The sequence below is a fragment of the Pseudomonas sp. NPDC090203 genome (assembly GCF_044746765.1).
Classification (GTDB): domain Bacteria; phylum Pseudomonadota; class Gammaproteobacteria; order Pseudomonadales; family Pseudomonadaceae; genus Aquipseudomonas; species Aquipseudomonas putida_AD.
Map to the genome: position 1 here is coordinate 299,310 of NZ_JBIVCV010000005.1, position 19,289 is coordinate 318,598.

Annotated in this window: 16 protein-coding genes; 6 read left to right on the top strand and 10 right to left on the bottom strand. The window is 63.5% G+C overall.

Features of this window, described 5'->3' with window-relative positions:
• Positions 1-77 precede the first annotated feature (77 nt).
• Positions 78-1,061, top strand: a complete 984-nt coding sequence (locus ACIPO9_RS11340; protein WP_400781075.1) for a zinc-dependent alcohol dehydrogenase family protein — start codon at positions 78-80, stop codon at positions 1,059-1,061.
• A 5-nt stretch (positions 1,062-1,066) separates the two neighbouring features.
• Here ACIPO9_RS11340 and ACIPO9_RS11345 read toward each other — a convergent pair whose 3' ends face one another.
• From ACIPO9_RS11345 to msrB, 6 genes are all read right to left on the bottom strand, one after another.
• Positions 1,067-2,017 (bottom strand): VTT domain-containing protein, encoded by a 951-nt coding sequence (locus tag ACIPO9_RS11345; RefSeq protein WP_400780916.1) that lies wholly within the window; start codon positions 2,015-2,017, stop codon positions 1,067-1,069.
• Positions 2,018-2,122: 105 nt separating this feature from the next.
• Positions 2,123-3,559: a catalase gene (locus tag ACIPO9_RS11350; protein WP_400780918.1), complete on the bottom strand. Its 1,437-nt coding sequence runs from the start codon at positions 3,557-3,559 to the stop codon at positions 2,123-2,125.
• A 206-nt stretch (positions 3,560-3,765) separates the two neighbouring features.
• Complete coding sequence (locus ACIPO9_RS11355; protein WP_400780921.1) at positions 3,766-4,416, bottom strand: ferritin-like domain-containing protein; 651 nt, start codon at positions 4,414-4,416, stop codon at positions 3,766-3,768.
• A 344-nt stretch (positions 4,417-4,760) separates the two neighbouring features.
• A complete protein-coding gene (gene msrA / locus ACIPO9_RS11360; RefSeq protein ID WP_400780923.1) occupies positions 4,761-5,489 on the bottom strand; it encodes a peptide-methionine (S)-S-oxide reductase MsrA in 729 nt (242 codons plus the stop codon).
• A 26-nt stretch (positions 5,490-5,515) separates the two neighbouring features.
• Positions 5,516-7,333, bottom strand: a complete 1,818-nt coding sequence (locus ACIPO9_RS11365; protein WP_400780925.1) for a cytochrome c biogenesis protein DipZ — start codon at positions 7,331-7,333, stop codon at positions 5,516-5,518.
• 66 nt (positions 7,334-7,399) lie between these two features.
• Positions 7,400-7,915 carry a peptide-methionine (R)-S-oxide reductase MsrB gene (gene msrB / locus ACIPO9_RS11370; protein WP_400780926.1) on the bottom strand — a complete coding sequence of 172 codons (516 nt, stop codon included), beginning with the start codon at positions 7,913-7,915 and terminating at the stop codon, positions 7,400-7,402.
• Between the two features lie 186 nt (positions 7,916-8,101).
• Between msrB and ACIPO9_RS11375 the strand changes: the two genes are divergently transcribed.
• Together ACIPO9_RS11375 and ACIPO9_RS11380 are read left to right on the top strand one after the other, a co-directional pair.
• On the top strand, positions 8,102-8,818 hold the full coding sequence (locus ACIPO9_RS11375; protein ID WP_274130677.1) for a response regulator transcription factor: 717 nt from the start codon (positions 8,102-8,104) through the stop codon (positions 8,816-8,818).
• Positions 8,815-10,311, top strand: coding sequence for a sensor histidine kinase (locus ACIPO9_RS11380; RefSeq protein ID WP_400780929.1), 1,497 nt, complete (start codon positions 8,815-8,817; stop codon positions 10,309-10,311). Before ACIPO9_RS11375 ends, ACIPO9_RS11380 begins: the two co-directional genes overlap by 4 nt.
• 110 nt (positions 10,312-10,421) lie before the next feature.
• Here the strand turns inward: ACIPO9_RS11380 and ACIPO9_RS11385 are convergent, their stop codons facing one another.
• Together ACIPO9_RS11385 and ACIPO9_RS11390 are read right to left on the bottom strand one after the other, a co-directional pair.
• The gene (locus tag ACIPO9_RS11385) at positions 10,422-11,054 is read right to left on the bottom strand and encodes a response regulator transcription factor (RefSeq protein ID WP_274130680.1); all 633 of its coding nucleotides are present in this window, start codon (positions 11,052-11,054) and stop codon (positions 10,422-10,424) included.
• Positions 11,055-11,088: 34 nt separating this feature from the next.
• Positions 11,089-12,447 carry a cache domain-containing protein gene (locus ACIPO9_RS11390; protein WP_274130682.1) on the bottom strand — a complete coding sequence of 453 codons (1,359 nt, stop codon included), beginning with the start codon at positions 12,445-12,447 and terminating at the stop codon, positions 11,089-11,091.
• A gap of 342 nt (positions 12,448-12,789) precedes the next feature.
• On the opposite strand from ACIPO9_RS11390, the gene ACIPO9_RS11395 reads away from it, so the two are divergent.
• The 3 genes from ACIPO9_RS11395 (at position 12,790) to ACIPO9_RS11405 (ending at position 17,506) form a co-directional block, all read left to right on the top strand.
• The gene (locus tag ACIPO9_RS11395) at positions 12,790-14,850 is read left to right on the top strand and encodes a carbon starvation CstA family protein (protein ID WP_400780931.1); all 2,061 of its coding nucleotides are present in this window, start codon (positions 12,790-12,792) and stop codon (positions 14,848-14,850) included.
• Positions 14,850-15,047, top strand: coding sequence for a YbdD/YjiX family protein (locus tag ACIPO9_RS11400; RefSeq protein ID WP_166598714.1), 198 nt, complete (start codon positions 14,850-14,852; stop codon positions 15,045-15,047). Before ACIPO9_RS11395 ends, ACIPO9_RS11400 begins: the two co-directional genes overlap by 1 nt.
• Before the next feature lie 188 nt (positions 15,048-15,235).
• On the top strand, positions 15,236-17,506 hold the full coding sequence (locus ACIPO9_RS11405) for an FdhF/YdeP family oxidoreductase (protein ID WP_400780934.1): 2,271 nt from the start codon (positions 15,236-15,238) through the stop codon (positions 17,504-17,506).
• Positions 17,507-17,613: 107 nt separating this feature from the next.
• Here ACIPO9_RS11405 and ACIPO9_RS11410 read toward each other — a convergent pair whose 3' ends face one another.
• Both ACIPO9_RS11410 and gspG read right to left on the bottom strand, forming a co-directional pair.
• A complete protein-coding gene (locus ACIPO9_RS11410) occupies positions 17,614-18,804 on the bottom strand; it encodes a type II secretion system F family protein (RefSeq protein WP_400780937.1) in 1,191 nt (396 codons plus the stop codon).
• A 5-nt stretch (positions 18,805-18,809) separates the two neighbouring features.
• Positions 18,810-19,268, bottom strand: a complete 459-nt coding sequence (gene gspG, locus ACIPO9_RS11415) for a type II secretion system major pseudopilin GspG (RefSeq protein WP_274130690.1) — start codon at positions 19,266-19,268, stop codon at positions 18,810-18,812.
• Positions 19,269-19,289: the final 21 nt, after the last annotated feature.

The following is a 19,289-nucleotide window of genomic DNA, read 5'->3' on the forward strand; positions in this document are numbered from 1 at the left end:
GCATCAAACGCTGAGGGCAAACTCTGTTCATCGCCTCACATCGAGGCCGCTGAATCAGGAAAACCGCCATGAGCACCATGCAAGCCGTCGTCGCCGTCGGACACAACGCCCCATTTGAACTGCAGATTCTGGAAATGCCCGAGCCCGGTCCTGGCCAGGTGCTGGTGCAAGTCATGGCCAGCGCGGTCAACCCGCTGGACACCAAGATTCACGCAGGCAAGGGCGGCCATGCCCGGCAACCCTTGCCCGCCGTGCTGGGCATGGACCTGGCCGGCGTGGTGGCAAAGCTCGGTGCAGGTGTCAGCGCTTTTGCGGTCGGCGACGAGGTGTACGGCATGGGCGGCGGCATTGGTGGCAATCAGGGCGCGCTGGCGCAGTACATCGCCGTGGACGCCGACCTGCTGGCCCGCAAGCCGCGCAACCTGAGCATGCGTGAAGCGGCTGCCTTGCCGCTGGTGTTCATCACGGCGTGGGAAGGGCTGGTGGACCGCGCCAATGTGCGCAGCGGTCAGACGGTGCTGGTGCATGGCGGCGCCGGTGGGGTCGGGCATGTGGCGGTGCAGATCGCCAGAGCGCTCGGAGCCGAAGTCTTCGCCACCGGTTCCGCCCACAGCCTGGCGACCATCGAAAGCTTTGGCGCCACGGCCATCGACTACCGCGCCAGCAGCGTCGAGCAATACATGGCCCGGCACACCGCCGGCGAAGGCTTCGACGTCATTTACGACACAGTCGGCGGCGCGACCCTGGACGATTCCTTCGCCGCTGCTCGTACCTACACCGGCCATGTGGTCAGTTGCCTGGGCTGGGGCGAGCACAAACTGGCGCCGCTGTCGTTCCGGGCCGCCACTTATTCAGGCGTGTTCACGCTGCTGCCGCTGCTCACCGGCAAGGGTCGCAAGCACCACGGCGAGATCATGGCCCAGGCCACCCGCATGGCCGAAGCCGGAGAACTGCGGGTACTGCTGGACGATCAGCGCTTCACGCAGGCAACGGCCGATGAAGCCTACCAGCGTGTCAACAGTGCAAGTGCCAAGGGCAAGGTGGTGATCGATATCGCGTGAGCGGCTCAGGCCGTCGCAGTCTGCCCTGGTGCGTCATGGTCAGGCTGCGCGTCACGCCAGGCATCGAGCCCGCCGACCAGCGCCTTGCCCCGCGTCAGCCCGTGGGCGCTCAGCTTTTGCGCCAGCAATGCCGCCGACAGCTCGTTGGGGCAGGCGCAGTAGAACACCATGTCGACGTCGCCCAGTTGCTCGACCCAGGGCTGCAGCGGTTCTTCGAGGCTGATCGACACCGCGCCAGGAATGCCCTCGACGATTGCACTGTGGAATTTGGGCCGCACGTCGATAACCACCGGCGCATGGTCGGTGTCTTGCAGGGCCAGCAACTGCGGCACGGTGATGCGCGGCACTTGGGAGGTGCGGGCCAGCAAGCGGCGGCGCTTCCAGTACTTCCAGGCAATGAACAGCAGCAACGCGGCGACGGCACCGCCAATGGCCAGCGGCAGGTAGCCGCTGAGCCAGTCCAGCATCGGGATCAGCGCGTCGGTAAACAGCATCCCCAACAACAGCGCAGAGCCTGCCCAGATGAACGAGCCCGCCAGCGAATAACGCATGAACACCCCAAACGGTGTGGCGTTCATGCCGGCCACCGTGGTCACCAGCGCACCGGCACCGGGCAGGAACTTGGACAGCAGCATCGCACGCGGCCCGACCCGGTCATACACCGTCAGGCCCTGGCGGATGCAGGTGTCCTGGGAGAGGGAAATCTTGCAGATGGTCTTCAGCAGGACGCCGCCATAGCGCTTTCCCGCCCAGTACCAGAGTGCGTCGGCGATCAGGCAGGCGAGCATCGCCACCAGCACGCCCGCGCCCAGCAGTGGTTTGCTCTGCATCGCCAGGGCGCCGGTGACGATCAGCGTCGGGTAGGCCGGCACTGGCAGGCCGATCTGCTCCAGTAGCACATTGACGAACACCAGCAGCAGGCCGTGGGTTTCGTTCAGTTGCTGGAGTTCGTTCATGGCAGGCACCGGGCGTTGAATCGCGGGCAGGAAAAAGGGGTGTCAGTACCGTGGCCTGAACACCCCTTTGTGTCAACGCTGTTTATCGCTCAGCGTAGAGGCCGGTCAGCGCAGGCGCTCGATGGCCGCAGCGACACCGGCGCCATAGGCCGGGTCGGCACGGGTGCAGTTGTCGATGTGGCGCTGCTGGACCGCTGCCGAAGCACCGCTGATGGCCCGCGCGGTGTTGTCGAACAGCACCTGTTGCTGCTCGGCCGTCATCAGGCGGAACAGGGCGCGCGGCTGGGAATAGTAGTCATCGTCGTCCTTGCGGAAGTCCCAGTTCGCGGCGGCGCCGTACAGCTCAAGGGGCGGTTCGGAGAAGTCCGGCTGCTCGACCCACGCGCCCTTGGTGTTGGGCTCGTAGCCGATGGTGCCGCCAGCGTTGCTGTTGACACGCATCTGGCCGTCGCGGTGGTAGCTGTTGACCGGGCACTTGGGCGTGTTGACCGGGATCTGGTGGTGGTTGACCCCCAGGCGATAGCGCTGGGCGTCGCCGTAGGAGAACAGCCGGCCTTGCAGCATCTTGTCCGGCGAGAAGCTGATGCCGGGCACCACGTTGGCCGGGTTGAACGCGGCCTGCTCGACGTCGTGGAAGTAGTTGTCCGGGTTGCGGTTCAACTCCAGGGTGCCGACTTCGATCAGCGGGTAGTCGGCGTGCGGCCAGACCTTGGTCAGGTCGAAGGGGTGGACCTTGTAGCTGTTGGCTTCCTGTTCGGGCATCACTTGCACGAACAGTTTCCACTGCGGGAAGTCACCGGTTTCGATGGCATCGAACAGGTCGCGCTGATGGGTTTCACGGTCGCCAGCCACGGCGGCAGCGGCTTCGGCGTCGGTCAGGTTCTTGATGCCTTGTTGGGTCTTGAGGGTGAACTTGACCCAGAAGCGCTCGTTCTGCGGGCTGATAAAACTGAAGGTGTGGCTGCCGAAACCGTGCATGTGACGGTACGAGGCCGGGATGCCACGGTCGCTCATGACCACGGTCACCTGGTGCAGGGCTTCAGGCAGCGAGGTCCAGAAATCCCAGTTGTTTTCGGCGCTGCGCAGGTTGGTGCGCGGATCGCGTTTGACCGCGTGGTTCAGGTCGGGGAATTTCAGCGGGTCGCGCAGGAAGAACACCGGGGTATTGTTGCCCACCAGGTCCCAGTTGCCTTGCTCGGTGTAGAACTTCACGGCAAAACCGCGAATGTCACGCTCGGCATCGGCGGCGCCGCGCTCACCGGCCACGGTCGAGAAGCGGATGAAAATGTCGGTCTGCTTGCCGATCTGCGAGAACAACCGGGCCTTGGTGTAGCGGCTGATGTCGTGGGTCACGGTAAAGGTGCCGAACGCGCCCGAACCCTTGGCGTGCATGCGACGCTCCGGGATCACTTCACGGTCGAAGTGGGCCAGTTTCTCCAGCAGCCAGACGTCTTGCAGCATCAGTGGGCCGCGGGGGCCGGCCGATTGCGAGTTCTGGTTGTCAACGACGGGTGCACCCGCCACGGTGGTGAGTTTATTCATTATCAGGCTCCGGTTTGGGACGGCTAGTCTTGCTCGATCAACTGTCTTTTTATTGGACGCGTGTGCGTCTTTTTCCTTGTTGCCTGTGGCGCGTTCAAGCCCGAACCCGCCACGCAGAGCGCTTCGAAACTCAGGCAGCGTAGTCGTTCATAAAAAAAGCGCCCTGTCCGGGCGCTAAAGGAGGAGAGAACAGCACGCGATTTGAATCAGAAGCGGTAACTCTGGGCCGTGGTAAACGCCGCAATGCCCGGGCTGTGGGCCCACACCTCCATGGTCGAGAACCAGGTGTTGGGGCGCGGCGGCTGGCGACACTCGCTGGTGAACGAGGCGCCGGAAGGGATGTCCAGCTTGATCTTGCACACCAGTTGATTGGTGCGGTACAGCAGCTCGCTGACCAGGTTGGCGGTGGCGTAATCCCCTGCATCCACGGCCCGGTCCATGAAGCCCTGGGCCTTTGCGGTGAGGGTGGTCAGGTGTTGCGCCAACTGATGAATCTCCTTGAAGCACTCACGAAAGCCGGGGGCCTGTTCGGCGTCGGCCAGCGGCGCGGCGGTCAACCGGGCCTGGGTCACTGTGCCGTTGAGCATCTGCATGCGGCTTTCGAGGAAAGTCACGAATTCCCGGGTCGACTGATCCAGATCCTTGAACAGCTCCTTGATCGCCTGATAGTTCAGGCTGCGCAGGCGCCAGCGCACTTCCCGGGCAAAGCCACCGGCCTGTTCGGCGGTTTCGCGATGGGCGTCCAGCAACTGGAGAAACAGCTCACGCTCCTGGCCGTGCAGGGTGGTGTACAGCCCGTGGGCATCGGCGGCAAACTCGGCGTTGAGTCCTGGCTTTGGATCGACATCGGCAAACATGGCGAATCTCCTCGACGTGTGCTTCGACGGCCTGTCCGGTAGGGTGTGCGTCCCACGGCTTTGAGAGAGGTCTGGCCTGCATGACAGGAATGGCTCCAAGGTATTACTGCCGGCGCAGCGCGTCACTTGTACCTTGGTACCGGGAGGCGATACACAGGTGTTGGCGGGGCATACTTTGGTTTGTGGTGGCTCTGCGTTGACGAGCACATGACCTGTAGGAGTGAGCTTGCTCGCGATGGCAGAGTGTCAGGCAGCATCGTCATGGCTGGCCCACCGCTATCGCGAGCAAGCTCACTCCTACAGGTTCGCGTCTGGATTGGGCCCACGGCCCGCACCGAGGGTCATCACTGCCCTGTCTTGAACAACACCGCCTGTTCGCTGTACCGATCGGCAAACAACTGCTTGAGTTGCCCGACCTTGGGCAGGTCGTTGATGACGATGTACGGATACGTCGGGTGGGTGGTGAGGAAGTTCTGGTGGTAGTCCTCGGCCGGGTAGAAACCGTTGTACTTCTCGATCTTGGTCACGATGGGCGCGTTGAAGGATTTGGCAGCGTCCAGCTGGGCGATGTAGGCCTGGGCCACCGCTTGTTGCTCGGGGCTTTCGGGGAAGATCGCCGAACGGTACTGAGTGCCGCTGTCCGGGCCCTGGCGGTTGAGTTCGGTGGGGTTGTGGGCGACCGAGAAGAAGATCTGCAAGAGTTTGCCGTAGCTCACTTTCGACGGATCGAAGGTGATCTCCACCGACTCGGCATGCCCGGTGTCGCCATCGCTGACACGTTCATAATGCGCGGTGTCGGCCTTGCCCCCGGCGTACCCGGAAACCACTTTCGTCACGCCCTGCACATGCTGGAATACCCCTTGCACACCCCAGAAACAGCCACCGGCCAACACCGCGGTTTCGCTGCCGGCGGTGCTGACGACTTCGTCTTTCTGCGGCGGCGCGATGCTCACCGCATCTTCACCGGCAAACGAACAGGCGGCGGTCTGCAGCAACACGGCCCCGGCGAACAGACGCAGGCCGGCGCGTTTCCAGTGGGCGAAGGTCGAGGTCACGGGATTGATGTCTTTCATCTCTGCTACTCCTGAAACGGGCTGGATCAACCGAAGGTGAAGGCGTAGGCCGACACGCCCGGATCGCTGAATTCGATGCTGAAGGTGTGGTCGGCGACATCGCCGGGCTGGCGCACCAACTGATACAGGCGCTGCTCGGTGACGGTGCCGCTGCCATCGGGTGCGACGTCGGTGCCATGGGCGTCGCCCGGTGCCTTGCCGTCGATCTTGACGGTGAAACGCACCGGCTTGCCGTCGCTGCCAGGCCCCAGCACCAGGTGCAGGTCGCGGGCATGGAAGCGGTAGACGATCTTGCCGTTGGCCGCCGTCAGGCTTGCGCGCTCGGCGCCGATGTTCCACTGGCCGTCCAGGCCCCAGTTGTTCAGCGCAAGGCTATGTGGCGTGCTGTAGCTGGCCGCGCGGTCACCCTTGGCGCCGCCCGGGGAGACGAAGTTCTCGGCGCGGTCGAAGCCCAGGTAGGTTTCCGGGGATTTCACCTCGCTCATCTGCGCTGCCTGTTGCACGCCCTTGCCGCTGGCGTGGATCAGGTCGCTGGTGATCTGGCCGTTGCCGGCCTCGCGCAGCAGCTCCTGGATGACACGCTCGGATTCATCGTAGGCGCCTTCACCGAAGTGGTGGTAACGGATACGACCCTGGGCGTCGGCGAAGTAGTGGGCGGGCCAGTACTGGTTGTCGAAGGCACGCCAGATCTTGTAGTCGTTGTCGACAGCGACCGGGTAGTTGATGCCCAGGTCGGTCATGGCCTTGGTCACGTTTTTCACATCGCGCTCGAAGGCAAATTCGGGTGCATGCACGCCGATCACCACCAGCCCCTGGTCGCGGTACTTGTCGGCCCAGGCCTTGACGTAAGGCAGGCTGCGCAGGCAGTTGATGCAGGAGTAGGTCCAGAAATCGACCAGCACCACCTTGCCCTTGAGCTGTTCGGCGGTCAGCGGCGCGGAGTTCAGCCATTGCACGGCGCCATTGAGCGAGGGCAACTGGCCTTCGACCGGCAGGCTGGCGCTGGTGTTCTTCGCCGCCATCATGGCGCCCGAGGCTTGCATGCTGGCGCCGGCGTCGTCACGGCCAGGAATGTTCTGGGCCATCATCGCGCCGCCTTGCATCAGGTTGCTGTCTTTGGAATTTCCTGTGAGACGCCCCACCAGCGATTGTTCCAGGCTGCCAGTGGAGGCCGTGGAAATGCGGGTGAGAAGGCCGGTGTCCAGGCCCAGGGCAATGGCTGCGACGCCCGCCAGCATGGCCGCGCCCAGGCCGCGACGAATCCACTCACCGGCGCCCAGCGAACGCTTCATCGCGCTGAACACCTTGCCGCCCAGCAGCAGGGCCAGGGCCAACGACGTCGCAGCGCCCGCTGCATAGGCCAGCAACAGCAGGGTAGTGCCGACGCTGGCGCCTTGCAGGGCGGCGCCGGTCAGTACCAGGCCCAGGATCGGCCCGGCGCACGGCGCCCACAACAGGCCCGTGGCCACGCCGATCAGGAAGGACGCCCAGGGGCTCGGCCTGGCATCCACGCCTGCGTTTTCCGACAGGCGACTGCCGGCAGCCACCAACGGACGGGTCAGGCGCTCGGCCAGCCTGGGCAGCAGCAGGGTCAGGCCGAACAGCGCCACGAAGATCAGCGCCAGGCCACGGCCATACTGGTTGAGCTGGACCACCCAGCCTCCGCCGACGGCTGCCAGAGTCGCCACCAGGGCGAAGGTCACGGCCATGCCCACCAGCAACGGCAGGCCACTGCGCACGAAGGGTTGACCGGTGCGGGCGAAGACGAAAGGCAGCACCGGCAGGATGCAGGGGCTGACGATGGTCAGCACGCCGCCGAGGTAGGCAAGGATGATCAGTAGCATGGTTTTGGTCCGTTCAAAGTTGAGTCTGATTGACAGAGTGTCGTCGCATGGCCCGACCGGGCGCGGTTATGTCTGCGGGGCAAACGTCATCGCCAACCCGTTCATGCAATAGCGCAAGCCGGTGGGTTTCGGCCCGTCGGTGAACACATGGCCCAGATGCCCGCCGCAGCGGCGGCAGTGGACTTCCTTGCGCAGCACGCCGAACGAGGTGTCGGTGCGGATCGCCGTGGCGTTGTCCAGCGGTTGCCAGAAGCTCGGCCAGCCGGTGTGGCTGTCGAACTTGGTGCTCGACGCGAACAGCGGCAACTGGCAACCGGCGCAGGCGAAGGTGCCGTTGCGGTGTTCGTCGTTCAACGGGCTGCTGTAGGGGCGTTCGGTGGCTTCGCGGCGCAGCACCTGGAACTGCTCGTCAGTGAGCAGGGCGTGCCATTCGGCGTCGCTGTGGCTGACCTCGAAGGTGCCCACCGGGGAATCGGCCGGGGTGAGGCTTTCGCCGTCGGCGAACTTGGGCAGCACGCCCAGGGCGATGGCTGCGACGCCTGCGCTGCTGCTCAGTACCATGAACTGTCGTCTTGAAAGCATGATGGTCTCCTTGGCACCGGCTGCCTGCCGTGGTCGGGACAGGTCGAGGGTGCGATGGGGCCATCCTGCGCGGGGGCTGTTCCCAAAATCCTCACCGAGAGTTAAACAATTCGTGATAACTGCCCGCCGCCAAAATCGGCACAATGGCCCCATTGCGCATTCAAGCGCCCGCAAGGTTTGCCTTTCATGGATCAGCCCAAACGCATTCTGGTGGTCGAGGACGATAGCCATATCGCCGACCTGATTTGCCTGCATCTGCGGGACGAACACTTCGAAGTGGTGCACAGCGCCGACGGCGAAAAGGGCCTGCGCCTGCTGGAGCAGGGCGGCTGGGATGCGCTGATCCTGGACCTGATGCTGCCCGGCGTCGACGGCCTGGAGATCTGCCGCCGTGCCCGGGCCATGACGCGCTACACGCCGATCATCATCACCAGCGCCCGCTCCAGCGAAATGCACCGCATCCTGGGCCTTGAGCTGGGTGCCGACGATTACCTGGCCAAGCCTTTCTCTATGATGGAACTGGTGGCGCGGGTCAAGGCGCTGCTGCGCAGGGTCGATGCCATGGCCCGCAACCTCAAGATGGAGGCGGGCAGCCTGTCCAGCGCCGGGCTGTTCATCGATCCGCTGACCCGTGAAGCCTCGCTGGAAGGCCGGGCGCTGGACCTGACGCCCCGGGAGTTCGATCTGCTGTATTTCTTCGTCCGCCAGCCAGGCAAGGTGTTTTCCCGGCTGGACCTGCTCAATTCGGTGTGGGGCTACAACCACGAGGGCTACGAGCACACGGTCAACACCCATATCAATCGCCTGCGGGCCAAGATCGAGGCGGACCCGGCCCAGCCGCTGCGCATCCTCACGGTGTGGGGGCGCGGCTACAAGTTCGTCGATCCGGGGGACGCCTCGTGAAAATGACCCTGACCCAGCGCCTGTCCCTGGTGTTCGCGCTGTTGCTGCTGATCTGCTGCGGCACCTCGGTGTGGTTGCAGGTGCGTTCGAACAAGATGCATGAGCTGGAAGTGGTTCAGGGCCTGTCCCGGGATCTGGCCCAGCACATCGCCCGCGATACCCAGTTGATGGACGCCAACGGCCTCAAACCCGACGCCGTGCGTGAACTGTTCAGCCAGTTGATGCTGGTTAACCCCAGCGTCGAGGTGTACCTGCTCGACGGCGACGGGCGCATCGTCGGCGATGCCGCGCCCAAGGACCGGGTGCTGCGTGATCGCGTGGACCTGGCGCCGGTGCGCGAACTGCTGGCGGGCAAGCCGCTGCCGATCCTGGGCGACGACCCGCGCAGCATGGACGCGCGCAAGGTGTTCAGCGCAGCGCCCTTGATGGTCATGGGCAAGCCTGCCGGGTTCCTTTACGTGGTGCTGCTGGGCGAGGCCCACGACCGCTTCGCCGAGCGCGGCGCGACCAGTGAGGCGTTGAACACGGCGCTGTGGTCCATCGGCCTGATCGCCTTGCTCTGCCTGTTCGCGGGTCTGGCCGCGTTTGGCTGGATCACCCGACCACTGCGGCGTCTGACGGATTCGGTCAGCCACTTCGATATCAATGCCGCGCCGGTGCTGCTGCCCGCCGAGGCGTCAGGGCATCCGCGCCATGGCGATGATGAAATTGCCGTGCTCGACGCGACCTTCAGGCAGATGCAGAACCGCCTGAGCGAGCAGTGGCAGACCCTGACCCGGCAGAGCCAGGACCGCCGCGAGCTGGTGGCGAATATTTCCCATGACCTGCGCACGCCGCTGGCCTCGCTGCACGGTTATCTGGAGGTGCTGTCGGTCAAGGACGCCAGCCTGAGCCCCGAGGAGCGCCGGCGTTACCTGGGCATTGCGCTGGACCAGAGCCGCAAGGTCGGCGGGCTGGCGCAGTCGTTGCTGGAGCTGGTGCGTCTGGAACACGGCTTCGTGGTGCCGGTGGTCGAGCGTTTCTCGCTGACCGACCTGGTGCAGGACATCTTCCAGAAGTTCGAACTGGGCGCCGAGGCCAAGGCGGTCACCCTGACCCCGAACTTCCCGCCGACCGTGCCAGGGGTGCATGCCGATCTGGGATTGATCGAGCGGGTGCTGACCAACCTGTTCGACAACGCCTTGCGCCACACGCCAACCGGCGGCGAGATCAGGATTGCCTTGCAGCCCCAGGGCAAATACGTGGAAGTGACGGTCAGCGACAGCGGCCCGGGGATTGCCGCCGAGTTGCGCGAGGGGTTGTTCCTGCGCCCGTTCAACATCGGCGGAGCGCGGCGTGACGGCGGACTGGGCTTGCGCATCGTGCATCAGATCTTGCAATTGCACGGGATCAGGATCGAGCTGGTCGACGTACCGGGGCAGGGCGCGACGTTCCGCTTTGCCTTGCCGGTGGATCAGGAGACGGCAGAGCGCGGCTTGCCCGATGCCTCATGAGTAGCCTGTAGGAGCGCGCTTGCCCGCGACGCGTCGTATCTGGCAATGCAGAGGCGCCTGACCCGCCGCAATCGCGGGCAAGCGCTCCTACAATGGATATGCAGTGAAGCTCACGGCACCAACAACCCATGCTCCATCGCGTATTTCACCAGCCCCGCCGGCTTGTCGATGTTGAGTTTACGGCGGATGCTCAAGCGGTGGGTTTCCACGGTCCGGACGCTGATGGCCAGGTCCCGGGCGATGGTCTTGTTGTCCAGCCCCTTGGCCAGGCCCACCAGCACCTGCACCTCGCGTGGGGTCAGTTCGTTTTCCTCGGGCTTTTTCGACACCAGCTTGAGCGTCACCTCGGCGCTGTAGAAGGTCCCGCCGGTGGCGATGGCCTCGATGGCGGCGACGATCTCCCGCGAGGGTGCGTTTTTCAGCACGTAGCCGCTGGCGCCTGCGCGGATGGAGGTGGCGACGTACTCCTGATTGTCGTACATGCTCAGGATCAGAATCTTGATCGCCGGGCAGCGCTGGCGGATCAGTTGCGTCAGTTCCAGGCCGTTCATGTCCTGCAGGCCGATGTCCACCAGCAGGATGTCGGGCTTGACCTCTTCGCACAGGGTCAGCGCCTCGCGGGCGTTTTCCGCTTCGCCCACCACTTCGAACAGCGGGCGTGTCGAGAGCAGGGCGCGCACGCCGTCGCGAACCAGTGAATGGTCGTCGACCAGGGCAATGCGGATGGTCTGGCTGGCGCTCATGATCGGGGCGGTTTTCCTGTCTGATGAAGGGCCGTCATGCGGCAACGTTGACGGGCATGGTCACCGTCAGTTCGCTGTGGCCCGGTGCCGAATAAAGGTTGAGCTGGCCGTGGAAATGCTCGACGCGCTCGCGAATATTGCGCAGGCCAATCCCGCCCTGGACTTCCGGCAGATGGGCGACGTCCACCCGAAAGCCGATGCCGTCGTCGCGCACCGTCAGTTGCACCTGCTTCTTGTTGCCTTGCAGGTCGATGTAGACGTTCTGTGCGTGGGCATGGCGCTCGATGTTGGTCAGCGCTTCCTGAAGTATACGGAACAAGGCCACCGGTGCGCCCTCGGCCAGTTTCAACTGGCCCAGGTTGTGGGTGTAGTGGATGGCGAGGCCGGTCTGTTGTTCGAACTCGGTCACCAGTTGCGTGACGGCGGCGGCCAGGCCCAGGGTGTCGAGCAGGGAAGGGCGCAGGTCGTGGGAAATGGTGCGGATTTCGCCGATGGCCTCGCCCAGGCGCTCGGTGCCCTGGCGCAGGGTGTCGAGCCCGCGCTGATCGTTGCCTTCCAGTTGCAGGCCGGCCAGTTCGAACTGGAACTTGATCGACACCAGCACTTGGCTGATGCCGTCGTGCAATTCGCGGGACAGCCGGGAGCGCTCTTCCTCCTGCAAGTTCATGATGCGCTGGTTGAGCATCTGCAGCTTGCGGTCGGCCAGGCGGTGTTCGCTGGCGTTGAGGGTGACGCCGCAGACGAACACCAGCAGCACCGCGATCAGCGCCACGGCGCCGATGTCGAGCATGGTCGCGTAGATGCCGCGGGCCACTTCCTGGCGCGCCTGCTGGGTGGCGCGTTCGACGTCTTCCAGGTAGATGCCGGTGCCGAGCATCCAGCCCCAGCGCTTGAGCATGACCACGTGGGCCAGCTTGTCGGTGACTTGCCCGGTGGACGGTTTTTCCCAGGCGTAATGCTGGAAACCGTCGCCGGACTCGGCACTCTGCAGCAGTGCGCGTATCACCAGCAGGCCTTGGGGATCGGTCATGTTCCACAGATCCTTGCCCACCAGTGCGGCCTGGCGCGGGTGCATCAGGCTGCGGCCGTTCTGGTCATAGACGAAGAAGTAACCGTCGATGCCAAAGCTCAACCGCGACAGCTCATCGAGCACCTGGCGCTTGGTCTGCTCGTCATCGCGCCCGCTGTCGTAGGTCGGCGCCAATGCGCTCATCGCCATCTCTACGTAGTTTTTAAGCTCGGCACGTTTGCTGGCCAGGATGCTGTCTTCGATCAACTGCGCCTGCTGTTCGCCCAGGCGCTGGTTCTGCACGATGACCAGCGCGCAGATGACCGAAACCGCGAGGATCAGCGGCAGGATGCCCAAAGCGACGATCTTGTGTTTGAGTTGCATGGCGGCAGGTGTCCGGCGGGGCGGGGTGTTGTTGTGGGGAGTATTAGACACGTTAAGCGGATTGGCTGCATCTGTCGGAACCATCGACGCGATCACCCGTAGGAGCGCGCTTGCCCGCGATGGCGTCAGACCTGGCAACCTGAGTGTCTGAACCGACGCCGTCGCGGGCAAGCGCGCTCCTACGGGGAAGGAATGCCGGTCTACGTAGTACTACGCAGTCGGCAACGTAGTAATGCGAATTTCTCTTGCTGACAGACGCGTGGATAGTGGCGACGCTCCGTTACCCCGGATCACACAATAACAATTACGCCACAAGCCATGAGCTTGGGCAGGAGACCCACAATGACCCGACTGACCAAACATCTGGGTTGGTTCGCCGTCGCTGCCCTCGGGGCATGCGCCTTGGGTGTCGTCGCGCTGCGCCGCGGTGAGGCCATCAACGCACTCTGGATCGTCGTCGCTGCCGTCGCGATCTATCTGGTTGCGTACCGCTACTACAGCCTGTTCATCGCCAATCACGTCATGCAGCTGGACCCGACCCGGGCCACCCCTGCGGTGATCAACAATGACGGCCTGGACTACGTTCCTACCAACAAACACATCCTGTTCGGCCACCACTTCGCCGCCATTGCCGGCGCCGGCCCTCTGGTCGGTCCCGTGCTGGCTGCGCAGATGGGCTACCTGCCCGGCACCCTCTGGCTTATCGCCGGTGTGGTACTGGCCGGTGCGGTACAGGACTTCATGATCCTGTTCCTGTCGACCCGCCGTAACGGCCGTTCCCTGGGCGACATGGTTCGCGAGGAAATGGGCCGCGTACCGGGCACCATCGCCTTGTTCGGCTGCTTCCTGATCATGATCATCATCCTCGCGGTGCTGGCGTTGATCGTGGTCAAGGCCCTGGCCGAAAGCCCATGGGGCATGTTCACGGTGCTGGCGACTATCCCGATTGCGATGTTCATGGGCGTGTACATGCGCTATGTGCGTCCGGGCCGCATCGGTGAAATCTCCATCATCGGCGTCGTGCTGTTGCTGCTGTCGATCTGGGCCGGTGGCCAGGTTGCCGCGAGCCCTGAGTGGGCCCACGTGTTCACCTTCACAGGCGTGCAGATCACCTGGATGCTGGTCGGTTACGGCTTCGTGGCTGCGATGCTGCCGGTCTGGCTGCTGCTGGCACCACGCGACTACCTGTCGACCTTCCTGAAAATCGGCACCATCGTCGCCCTGGCGATCGGCATCCTGATTCTGGCACCCGAGCTGAAAATGCCGGCCCTGACCCAGTTCACCGATGGCACCGGTCCCGTGTGGAAAGGCGCACTGTTCCCGTTCCTGTTCATCACCATCGCCTGCGGCGCGGTGTCGGGTTTCCACTCGCTGATCGCGTCGGGCACCACCCCGAAACTGCTGGATAACGAGAAGAACGCTCGTTACATCGGTTACGGCGGCATGCTGATGGAATCCTTCGTTGCAATCATGGCCATGGTTGCGGCTTCGGTCATCGATCCGGGTGTCTACTTCGCCATGAACAGCCCGGCGGCTGTGGTCGGCGGCGACGTGGTTGCCGTGGCGCAGACCATCACCAGTTGGGGTTTCACCATCAGCCCTGACACCCTGGTCGCTACCGCCAAAGACATCGGCGAGAACACCATCCTGGCCCGCGCCGGTGGTGCACCGACCCTGGCGGTCGGTATCGCGCAGATCCTGCACCAGGTGCTGCCAGGCCAGAACACCATGGCGTTCTGGTACCACTTCGCGATCCTGTTCGAAGCGCTGTTCATCCTGACGGCCGTTGACGCCGGTACCCGTGCCGGTCGTTTCATGCTGCAAGACCTGCTGGGCAGCTTCGTGCCGGCCCTCAAACGCACCGAATCCTGGACCGCCAACGTGATTGGCACCGGCGGCTGCGTGGCGCTGTGGGGTTACCTGCTGTATCAAGGCGTGATCGATCCGCTGGGCGGCATCAACACGCTGTGGCCGCTGTTCGGTATCTCCAACCAGATGCTGGCGGGTATCGCGCTGATGCTGGCCACCGTTGTGCTGATCAAGATGAAGCGCCAGCAGTACGTCTGGGTCACCATCCTGCCGGCTTCCTGGCTGCTGATCTGCACCGTGACCGCAGGCTTCATCAAGCTGTTCGACCCAAGCCCGGCCGTCGGTTTCCTGGCCCTGGCGAAGAAGTACAGCACCGCCGCCGACGCCGGCCAGATCCTGGCCCCGGCCAAGACCGTCGAGCAGATGCAGCACGTGATCTTCAACGCGTACACCAACGCGGCGTTGACCGGCCTGTTCCTGTTCGTGGTCCTGAGCATCCTGTTCTACGCGGTGAAAGTCGGCCGCGCGGCATGGGTCAAGAAAGAGCGCAGTGACAAGGAATCACCATTCCAGGCCATGCCGGAAGCCAACTGATGTTTAATGACCTGAGTCGCCTCGGCAAATACCTCGGGCAGGCCGCCCGCCTGATGGTGGGCATGCCTGACTACGACAACTACGTCGAGCACATGCAAAAGACTCACCCCGACCAGCCGGTGATGTCCTACGAGGTGTTCTTCCGCGAACGCCAGGACGCCCGGTACGGCGGCAAGGCAGGACCCAAGTGCTGTTGATGGCTTGAACCGGCCTAAAAAGAAACGCGCCACGATTCGTCGTGGCGCGTTTTTTTATGGCCTCAGAAAATGGCGCGAACAGTCATTTTGTAATAGCCGCCCGGCGGCGGTTGTCTTGACAGGGAAGGGCGCACTGCTAGCGTAAAACCTCTGCATCAAGGTGCACCTCGACCCGGTGAGGAACCATTATGGCGACCAAACGCAAAGTCCCCGGAATACGCGACTACGACGGCCCCGCAGGTGGGTGGGGTGCCCTGAAGGCCACGGCCACAGCGGTGCGAGAGCAGATGGATGCGTTCAAGGCGCCGGTCACCCTGCTGCGCACCAACCAGCCGGACGGCTTCGATTGCCCCGGTTGCGCCTGGCCTGACAGCGAACACAAGTCGACCTTTCAGTTCTGTGAGAACGGCGCCAAGGCGGTGACCTGGGAAGCCACTCATAAACGGGTGACGCCGGAGTACTTCGCGGCGTACCCGGTGGCGGATCTGTTGAAGCGTTCGGACTATGAACTTGAGGATCTGGGCAGGCTGACCCACCCCCTGGCGTATGACCGTACTTCAGATACTTTCAAAGCCATTGAATGGGACGCAGCCTTTGCCCGAATTGGCGAAATACTGCGTTCGTTAAAACCCGATGACGTGGAGTTTTACACCTCCGGGCGCGCCTCCAATGAAGCGGCTTATTTATATCAATTGTTCGTTCGCGCCTACGGGACCAATAACTTTCCCGACTGTTCCAACATGTGCCACGAAGCCACCAGCGTCGGCCTGCCGCGTTCGATCGGAATCGGCAAGGGCACGGTGTCCCTGGAAGACTTCGACAAGTGCGAACTGATCATCTCGATGGGGCACAACCCCGGCACCAACCACCCGCGCATGATGGGCACGCTGCACGAGGCGGCCCGGCGCAAGGTGCCGATCATGGTCTTCAACCCGCTGCGCGAGCGGGCGCTGGAACGCTTTGCCGACCCCCAGGACATGATCGAGATGGCCACCTTCGGCTCGACGCCCATCGCCTCGTCCTACTTCATGGTCAAGGGCGGCGGTGACGCGGCGGCAATCAAGGGCATCATGAAGGCACTGCTGGAGCTGGAAAAGAACGTCGGTCAGGTGCTGGATCATGCCTTCATCGCCGAGCACACCAATGGTTTCGAGGCCATGGCGGCTGACCTTGAGGCGACGGCGTGGCCTGATATCGAGAAGGCCAGCGGGCTGCATCAGGCCGATCTGGAGATGGTCGCCGCCGCCTATGCCAAATCCAACGCGACGATCCTGGCCTACGGCATGGGCATCACCCAGCACAACGAGGGCACGGCCAACGTTCGCCTGATCTGCGACCTGTTGATGCTGCGCGGCAACATCGGCAAACCGGGCGCGGGTATCTGCCCGCTGCGCGGCCACTCCAACGTGCAGGGCAACCGCACGGTGGGCATTACTGAAAAACCGTCTGCCGCCTTTCTCGGCAAACTTGAACAGGTGCTGGGCTTCAAGCCCCCGGCCGGTCATGGCCATGACGCGGTGCAGACGGCCCAGGCGATGATCGATGGCACGGCCAGGGCGCTGATCTGTCTGGGCGGCAATTTCGCGGTGGCGATGCCGGACCCCGCTCAGTGTTTCCCGGCCATGGCCTCGCTGGACCTTGGGGTGCACATCGGCACCAAGCTCAACCGCTCGCACCTGTTGGTATCGAAGGAAACCTTCATTCTTCCGTGTCTGGGCCGCACCGAGCTGGACGTGCAGCAAGGTGGGCCGCAATCGGTGACGGTGGAGGACTCGATGTCGATGATTCACGCGTCGGCGGGCAAGCTCAAACCGGCGTCGGAGTTTCTGCGCTCGGAGCCTGCCATCGTCGCTGGCATCGCCCACGCGACCCTGCCTGGCAGCTCGGTGCCCTGGTTTGAGCTGGTGGCCGATTACGACAGGATTCGCGATCTGATCGAGAAGACGATACCGGGCTTCGAGGATTTCAACGCCCGCATTCGGGTACCCGGCGGTTTCCGCATGCCGCTGCCGGCGGTTGATCGCACCTGGAACACGCCCTCGGGCAAGGCCGAGTTTTATGTCTTCGAGGGGTTGCACGAGGATCTGGTGGTGGAGGGCGACGATGTCCTGCGCCTGGTCACGCTGCGCAGCCATGACCAGTACAACACCACGATCTACGGCCTGGATGACCGCTATCGCGGCGTGTTCGGGCGTCGCGATGTGCTGTTCATGAGCCAGGCGGACCTTGACGCCAGAGGGCTTGAACACGGGGATCTGGTGGACATCGAAACGGTGTCCGACGGTACGCCGTTGCGCTACGAAAGGATCACCGCGATCGAGTTCAAGATCGCCCAGGGCACCATCGGCGCGTATTACCCCGAGGCGAACAGCCTGGTGCCGCTGGATTACCTGGACAAGGACAGCGGCACGCCGTCGTATAAATCCGTTCCCGTGCGGGTGCGGCGGGCTCATCAGTGATTCATTCACCGGCATTACAGCAGGCTTGAGGGCGCCCCCGCCGGCAAGCCGTGCTGCTACGGGATAGGGGGCGGATCACAAATCTCGCGAGTACCCACCGCCAAGCCTCAATGAATACTCGACGCCAGTTCGAAGATCGGGATGTACATCAGGATCACGATCATCCCGATCAGCAACCCGATGAAGGTCATCAACAACGGCTCGAACAGGCGCACGAACCATTCGATCCAGCGGCTGATTTCCTCGTCGTAGAAGTCGGCGGTGCGTTCCATCATCTGGCCCAGGTTGCCCGACTGTTCACCGGCGCGCAGCATGCGCAGCGAGACCGGCGTCGAGAGGCTGTTCGCCTCCAGTGCCACCGACAGCGCCTGGCCTTCGCGAATGCGTTCGCTGGCCTGATCGAGCCGCATCTGCGACGCGCTGCCCAAAAGGTTGCGCACCATGCCCATGGCCGTGAGGATAGGAATCCCGCCTTGCAGCAGAATCCCCAGTGAACGATAGAAGCGCGCCAGCTCGTACATGAACACCCGCTGATGCACGGTGGGCACCTTTTCTATCGTGCGGTTGAAGGCCAGGCGAAACCTGCGCTGGCGCACCAGCATTACCGAACCCAGCACGAATGCCGCCATGCCGATGGCGAAGTCCATCTGGTGGGCATGCAGGAACATCCCCGTTTCCATCAGGATGCGCGACAGCCACGGCAGGTTCGAGCCCAGCCCCTCGAACACCAGGCTGAAGCGCGGCACCACGTACCCCATCAGGAACAGCACCACCGCGCCGCCGACGATCAACAGCAGCATCGGGTAGACCGAGGCGCTGACGATGCGCTGGCGCACTTCGTCCATACGCTTGCGGTAGGCCACGTAGCGCCCCAGGGCTTCGCCGACTGCGCCGGTCTTCTCGCTCGATTGCACCAGCGCCACATATAAGGTGGGGAACACCGCCGGAAACTGGGTCAGCGCCTGGGAGAAGGATTTGCCTTCATAGAGCAGCCGAACCAGCCCGCCAAGGGTCTTGCGTGCTCCGGGAGCGGTTTCTTTTTCCGCCAGGCTTTCCAGCGCGTCGATCAACGGCAGGCCTGCGTTGAGCAGGGTGGTCAGTTCCTGGCTGAACAGCACCAGATTGAAGGATTCCGGTTTGCGAATGCCGCGGATCACCCAGCGCGATTCGGCGCGTACATTGAGCACGCGCATCCCCTGAGCTTCCACCAGACCCTGCGCATCGACAGAGCTGTCCGCATCCATCGCCAGAGACAAGACTTCGCCGCGCTTACCCACGGCCTTGATCAGATATTTCATGGTCGTCACTGCCAGTTGGTGACTTCAGCGTCTTCGCCCTCGCCACCGGGCTGCCCGTCCTTGCCCATCGACAGCAGGTCGTATTCGCTGTTTTCGCCGGGGTAGCGGTAGATGTAGTTGCGGCCCCACGGATCCTGGGGCACGGCTTTTTGCAGGTAAGGCCCGGTCCAGCGGGTTTCCTCGGGCGGCGCGGCGACCAGCGCCTGCAAGCCCTGTTCGGAAGAAGGGTAGTGGCCGACTTCCAGCCGATATAGGTCCAGGGCCTTGGACAGCCCTTCGATTTGTGCTCTCGCCACTTTGGTTTGGGAGCGACCCAGCTGACTGAAGTATTTGGGGGCCACGATGCCGGCCAGCAGTCCGAGCACCACCAGCACCACGAGCAATTCGAGGAGGGTGAAGCCGGCCTGGCGATGACCTTTGGACAGTGGGCTTTGGTACTGCGCACAACGGGTGAAATTCCCCATGGAAACCTCCGCAGACTGGGT